Genomic DNA, 6,172 nt, shown 5'->3' on the forward strand with positions numbered 1-6,172 from the left:
GGTGGGTCCGGGCGGGCGCGCCTCGGCCCCGGCCCCGGCGCGGAGTCTCAGCTCGCAGGCCACGCGTCCTCGTCCCCGTCCCATCGGTCACACGGCGCAAGCAGCGGGCCGCAGGCGGCGGGAGACCAGCGTGCCGACCAGCGCGAGCGCCGCGGTCAGCAGGAAGGTGCAGGACAGGGCGGTGCGGGTGGACCCGTCGTGGTCGTGCGCGATGGCGATGGCGGCCCCGCCCAGGCCGGCGACCACGGCGGTGGCGAGGGTCTGCGAGAGCTGAAGCGCCCCGCTGACCTCGCCCTGCCGTTCCGCGGGTGCCTGCTCCATGGTCTCGGTGGTGGAGGCGTTGAACGCGATGCCCATGCCGATGCCGCCGATCGCCCAGCCCGCCACGGCGGTCAGCGCGGGTACCGATTCGGAGAGGACGCCCAGGGCCATGACCAGGACGCCGACGAACAGAATGGCGAAGCCGAGCATGACTCCCGAGCCGCGCCCCTCCGCCCCCTTCCCGTCCCGCTTCGCCTGCACCGTCGAGCCCACCACCCAGGTGATCGCACCAGCGGAGAGCCCGAGGCCGGCTTCGGTGACGCTCACCTGGCGCAGGTCCTGGAGGCCGAGGGGCAGGAACGCCTCGCTGCCGAAGTAGACAGCGCACAGCAGGAAGCGGATGCCGATGCCTGCGCCGAGGCCGGGCCGCAGGCTCAGCGTTCCCTCCGGCGTCACCTGGCGCAGGGTCAGCACGGCGATGACCGCGCCCACCGCGCCGAGCACGACGAGCAGGACCAAGTTCTTCAGCAGCAGCGCTTGGAGCAACAGCGCGGTGCCCGCGGTGAGCAGCACACTGGCGGCGAGCGGTCCCCTCCACCAGGGCTGCGCCGGGCCGGGCGCGGCCGCCTGGTGGGTGTGGTCGAGCTTGCGCAGCGCCGGCAGGGTCAGGATGGCGGCGATCGCGATGAGCGGCAGCATGAGCAGGAAGACCCCGCGCCAGCTCGTGAGCTCCGTGAGGCCACTCGCGATGACCGGCCCGATCAGCGAGGGAATGGTCCACGCGGAGGACAGCAGGGCGAACATCCGGGCACGGAGCCGGCCGGGGTAGGCAAGGCCGACCACGGTGTAGGCCATGCTCACGACGGCTCCGATCCCGAGGCCCTGGCAGAACCTGCCGAGGAGGAACAGGGGCCAGTTCGCGGCGACTCCGGCGACCGCGCAGCCGGCCGCGAACACGAGCGTGCCCACCGCCATCGGCCGCCACGGGCCGCTCCGGTCGGCGGCCCGGCCCGCGGTCACGGTGCCGATGATGTTGGCCAACATCAGCGCGGACAGGCCCCAGCCGTAGGCCCCCAGGCCCTCCAGATTCCGGGCGATGCCGGGCAGCACGGTGGCCACGCCCAGCGACTCGAACGCGACCATGCTCACGGAGAGGAGGACGCCGAGCGTCAGGGCCCGGTGGGGGCCGGAGAAGACGCTCTCCCCCGGCTCGGCGCCTTCCGGGGCCGGTGGTGCGGATGGCTCGTCGCCCTTGCTCGCTGCGCCGTCAACGTCCTGGGACAAGGGGAAACCTCCGGGCTGAATTATATACCGTTCTGGAACGGAACGTAATTCAGCATACCTATACTGAGGGCATGGAGAACACCCCGCGTGGCGCCGTGCCCGACAGCCGCGCATCACGCCAGCAACGTGCCGGAAGGCCGCGGGACGAACGCATCGACGCGGCAGTCCGCACCGCGACCATGGAGGTCCTCAACGAGTCGGGGTACGGGAAGCTGACGCTGGAGGGGGTGGCCAGCCGTGCCGGTACGAGCAAGCCGGCGCTGCGCCGCAGGTGGCACTCCCGGCAGCACCTCGTCGTGGACGCGCTGGTCGCCACCATGGGAACGGCACCCACCCCCGACACGGGCTGCACGCACTGCGATCTCATCGAGGGCATCGGCATGCTGAGCCGGGCGTTCACCACCACCGTGGGGCGGCGGGTGCTGCCCGCCCTCGCCGCCGACCTCGCCGACGACCCCGACCTGGAAAGGCTGTTCCTCGACAGGTTCTTCCGCCCGCGCCGGGCCTCGACGGCCGAGGCGCTGCGCCGCGGGATCCGCCGTGGCGACATCAGGGCCGACGTCGACATCGATCTGCTTCTGGACCTGCTGGCCTCCACCACCTACTACCGAGTGCTCTTCGGGCACTTGCCGGTGACGTCCTCGCTCGCCGAGCAGGTGGTACAGGTCGTACTGGCCGGGGTGGCCACCGAACAGTGGCACAGTCAGCACGAAGGTCCCGACCAGGTCTGAGCGCAGGCCGCTGGACGGGCCTGGACGGACGCCCCGCCCACCAGGACCTCCGGTACGGCACAGGGCGACGTGAAGCGGCCCTCCGCTAAGTTCTGCTCTCATGTCCGAACAGACGGCCGATCACGGCTCCATCATCGATGCCATCGTCAGCAACAGCGGCCGCTGCACGCTGCCGTACCAACAGGCCCACCGCGGCGACGTCTTCGGGACGGCGTTCTGGTTCAACGACCTCCTCGCCGAGGACGACGACGGGAACGCGACGTACCGCCAGTACCTCCTGACCGCGGGGGCGCTGACCCGCTACGACCTTGCCGAGATACGGCTGCGGCCCGGCCTGTCCGAGTCCGCCATGAGCGCCGGCGCCCTGATGATGCTGCGGTTCCAGGAGGGCTGGATCCCCCTCGGTGACTCCGGTGTCTCGGTGCTGCCCACCGGCGTGCTGCACGCCCTCGCGCGCCGGAAGAAATGGGCCTGGGCGACCGACGAGATCACTGACGGGATGGCCGCGACGGGCGAGGACATCGCCCGGCTGGGCGACGCTCCGGTAGCGGCGTACGCGCTCGGCCACGACGTGGGGCCCGACCGTACGCAACGGGAACAGGCCGTGATCGTCGGAAAGGTCGTGCGGAGCGGCGACCATGGGGGCTTCGTATGGGACGGCCTTGTTCCCCAGGGCTGCGTCGGGGCGCCGGTCTTCGTCGGACTCCAGCTGGAGGGAAGCCGGTTCAAACTGGTCTGCCTCGGTGTCCTGCTGCCGGGCGAGGGCGGGAGTGAGGGCGGGAGCGAGGGCGACGGAGACGGGCCCCGGCACCCCGTCGCCACCTTCGACCGTATCCGGACCGCTGTACGGGGACTGCCCGAGGCGTCCGCCTCCGGGGCCGGCACCGCACCGGCCGCCAAGTCGCGCTGGTGGCACGGCCGGAGGTGACGGCCCGTACCCGTCGTCGTACTCTGTGGCGCATGCGGGGAGATCGGGAGAGCAGCCATGGGTGAGCCTCTGAAGACCTTTGTCGGCGGCGCCGAGGTCGAGGTGCCCAACAGCATCCCGGCCATCCGCGTCGCCCTGCCCGAGGCGAGACGCGAGGAGTTCGACCGTGCCATCAGCGAGGCCGGGGTGCAGGAGATCCAGGCCGTGATGCGGCACTGGATGCTGGAGGCCGTGCCCGATCCCGAGGCCGAACGGATTCTGGACCGGCTTGCGCGCGACGAGGCCGAGAGGCGGAGCGTCGCTTGAGCTTCCGGATCTCCTACGCACCGCCCGCCGATGACACCCTGGCCAAGATGCCGGACGGCGACACCTTCCGGGACGAGATGGCGCGTTCCCTGGGGCGCGAGCCCTACGGGCACGGGTCGTCCGCCGTCAAGGAGGAGCACGATCGCCGCGAGGCCACCGTCGCCGGGGCGATCGTGCTCTATTACGTCTCCGGGTCGGTCCTGACCGTCACCGTGGTGCGACTCGTCCCGCTGCCCTGACCGGGGCTCAGGCCAGCTTGGCGACCTGCGCGTCGATCACGGCGGTCGGCAGCTCGAAGTCGCCGCCGGAGGAGGCCGCGGCCAGGTTGAGCGCGGTGAACGAGGCGACCGTGGCGCCCTGGCGGACCTGCACGAGCTTCATCGTGCTCTTCTCGCCGTCCGATTCGATGGTCACCGTCCAACCGGCGGCCTCCTCACCGCCCTTGACCTGCACCTCCGCGATCTTGACGATCTTCTGCTTGGCTCCCGCCGCCTTCATCGTGAAGCCGGACGCGCATCCGGTCGCCGCGGTCCGCAGGGCGGCCACCGACTCCTCGGCGCCCTTGCCCTCGTAGGAGGAGAGCGTGGTGAGCGTCGTCGTGATGTCGAAGGCGGCCTTGAACGCCTCCTCGGGGTCGGCGCTGTCCTTGTCGGCGCCCTTCTTCGGCTCGCTGACCACCTTGCGCTGGGTGGACGCGACGGGCGAACCGGCCTTGGCGCCCATCAGGGCGTCGGAGAAGGCATCACAGGCGGCCTTGTCAGCGGTGACGTCACCGGCCGAAACGGCGTCGGCGGGACCGGCCTTGGCGACCTTGTGGCCCTTGACGTCGCCCTGGGCGAGGGAGGCCTTCTCCAGCTCGGCGGCGGTCAGCGCCTTGGCGGCGGGCTTGGCCGAAGCGGTCGCGTCCGCCTTGCCCTTGTTGCCGCTGTCCTGGTCCGCCGAGTCCGAACCGCAGGCCGCGGTGAGCAGGGCCAGGGACATCGCGGTGACGGCAACAGCGGTACGGCGTATGGCAGTGGGTCGCATGGCCCATCCTTCTGTATCAGGTCGTTTCGCCCGCACGAAAGCAGCCGACGCCGGGTTCGGCGCGGCCGGGGAGATCGTGGGGGTAGGCCAACTCTATGAGCCATGTGGGGTTTGGCAATCCGTCAGACCGGGCATCGCCCCTGATCGTGACTACGTCGTGATCACTCCGAGCACGCTCTGACCTGGCTGTTCGCGCCGGCCGGCAGCAAGGCGTTGCGGGGTGACCACCCGAAGGGGGTCCGCTGATGCCGATCGATTCCGCCCTGTCCGCCGTACTCGGCTCCGTGAATGTGCCACCGGAGCTGATCGCCTCGTGCGACCCGCTCGCCGGCGGCACGTACAACACCGTCACCCGGGTCGGGCTCACCGACGGCCGGGAGTGGGTGGTGAAGACCCCGCCGCCCGCCACCGCCGGGACCCATCTCGGTTACGAGCGCGACCTGCTGGTCAACGAGGTCGCCTTCTACACCGCGGCGGCCGGCCTGGCCGCGGAGACCGCAGTCCCCCGCGTCGTGCACAGCGGGCTCGACCCGGCCGCCCCCGAGGGCGCGTACGTGATCATGACGGCGTGTCCCGGGCAGCCCTGGCACGAGCTCACGGACACGATGGCCGACGGCGAGGAGCAGCGGTTGCGCGGTGACCTCGGCCGGGCCGTCGGCCGGCTGCACACCGCCCCGGCACCCGGCGGATTCGGCTACCCGTCAACGGCCCTGGCCCCGTTGGCGCCCACCTGGCGGCAAGCGTTCACCACGATGACGGACGCCGTGCTGGCCGACGCGCTGACCTACGCGGCGCGGCTGCCGCGCGCGGCGCCGGACATCCGCGGACTGCTCGGCGCCGCCTCGTACGTACTGGACGACGTCACGCGCCCCGCCCTGGTCCACTTCGACCTGTGGCAGGGCAACATCCTGGTCGCCGGGGAGCCGGGGGCGCGGCGGATCGGCGGGATCATCGACGGGGAGCGGATGTTCTGGGGCGACCCGGCCGCCGACTTCGTCTCGCTCGCCCTCTTCGGGGACATCGAGGAGGACAAGGACTTCCTGGCCGGTTACGCGTCGGCCGCGGGCGGTCCGGTGGAGTTCGACGACTCGCTGCGGCTGCGGCTCGCGCTGTACCGCTCGTACCTGTACCTGATCATGCTGGTGGAGACCGTGCCCCGCAAGACGGCCGGGGCAGACCTGGAGTGGACGTGGACCGAGGTGGCGCCGCGGCTCGAAGCGGCCCTCGGCGAGGTGGAGTCGGCGCTGCGGGAAAGGGGGTGACCGCAGCGCCGACGGCTCGGGACGCCGGTGTCGTCAGCGCAGCAGGGCCCGTTGGGCGTCGTACAGGTTCCGCGGGCGGACGGCCTCCGGGGTGCCGTACGCCTCCAGGCGGGTGTGCAGGTCGCCGGTGAAGTCGGGGACGTCGATCTGGTCGAACTCCGTCACCTCGCTGATCCCGACACTCGCGCTGTACGGGGCGAGGCCGTCGATCCGCATCAGGCCGGCCCGGCCGTTGGTGACCCGGATGTTCCAGTGCGTGAAGCGGGCGCCGAACAGGGGGCCGGCGCTCGCGTCACCGCCGTGCCGGCCGTTGTTGTCGACGGTGATGTCGGTGCGGACGTCCGCGAACGGCATCCCCCGGTGCGAGTCGAACG

General features: G+C 71.5%; 7 protein-coding genes and 1 pseudogene. 5 read left to right on the plus strand and 3 right to left on the minus strand.

Annotation, left to right across the window (positions count from 1 at the left end; translation table 11 throughout):
* Positions 1-87: 87 nt before the first annotated feature.
* Entirely contained in the window at positions 88-1,545 is a 1,458-nt protein-coding gene (locus J1C73_RS24170) for an MFS transporter (protein WP_242644631.1), read from the minus strand.
* A 71-nt stretch (positions 1,546-1,616) separates the two neighbouring features.
* Between J1C73_RS24170 and J1C73_RS24175 the strand changes: the two genes are divergently transcribed.
* The 4 genes from J1C73_RS24175 (at position 1,617) to J1C73_RS24190 (ending at position 3,749) form a co-directional block, all read left to right on the plus strand.
* Positions 1,617-2,276: a TetR/AcrR family transcriptional regulator gene (locus J1C73_RS24175; RefSeq protein ID WP_207318270.1), complete on the plus strand. Its 660-nt coding sequence runs from the start codon at positions 1,617-1,619 to the stop codon at positions 2,274-2,276.
* Between the two features lie 100 nt (positions 2,277-2,376).
* Positions 2,377-3,204 (plus strand): hypothetical protein, encoded by an 828-nt coding sequence (locus tag J1C73_RS24180; protein WP_207318271.1) that lies wholly within the window; start codon positions 2,377-2,379, stop codon positions 3,202-3,204.
* Between the two features lie 57 nt (positions 3,205-3,261).
* Positions 3,262-3,510: a hypothetical protein gene (locus J1C73_RS24185; protein ID WP_207318272.1), complete on the plus strand. Its 249-nt coding sequence runs from the start codon at positions 3,262-3,264 to the stop codon at positions 3,508-3,510.
* Positions 3,507-3,749 (plus strand): hypothetical protein, encoded by a 243-nt coding sequence (locus tag J1C73_RS24190; RefSeq protein ID WP_207318273.1) that lies wholly within the window; start codon positions 3,507-3,509, stop codon positions 3,747-3,749. The genes J1C73_RS24185 and J1C73_RS24190 overlap by 4 nt, the downstream gene beginning before the upstream one ends.
* A 7-nt stretch (positions 3,750-3,756) precedes the next feature.
* Here the strand turns inward: J1C73_RS24190 and J1C73_RS24195 are convergent, their stop codons facing one another.
* A complete protein-coding gene (locus tag J1C73_RS24195; RefSeq protein ID WP_207318274.1) occupies positions 3,757-4,536 on the minus strand; it encodes a hypothetical protein in 780 nt (259 codons plus the stop codon).
* 245 nt (positions 4,537-4,781) lie between these two features.
* On the opposite strand from J1C73_RS24195, the gene J1C73_RS24200 reads away from it, so the two are divergent.
* Entirely contained in the window at positions 4,782-5,798 is a 1,017-nt protein-coding gene (locus tag J1C73_RS24200) for a phosphotransferase family protein (protein ID WP_207318275.1), read from the plus strand.
* Positions 5,799-5,831: 33 nt separating this feature from the next.
* On the opposite strand, the pseudogene J1C73_RS24205 reads toward J1C73_RS24200, so the two are convergent.
* Positions 5,832-6,172, minus strand: a pseudogene (locus J1C73_RS24205) (hypothetical protein); the annotation flags it as partial.

The organism is Streptomyces laculatispora, assembly GCF_017353455.1.
GTDB lineage: Bacteria > Actinomycetota > Actinomycetes > Streptomycetales > Streptomycetaceae > Streptomyces > Streptomyces laculatispora.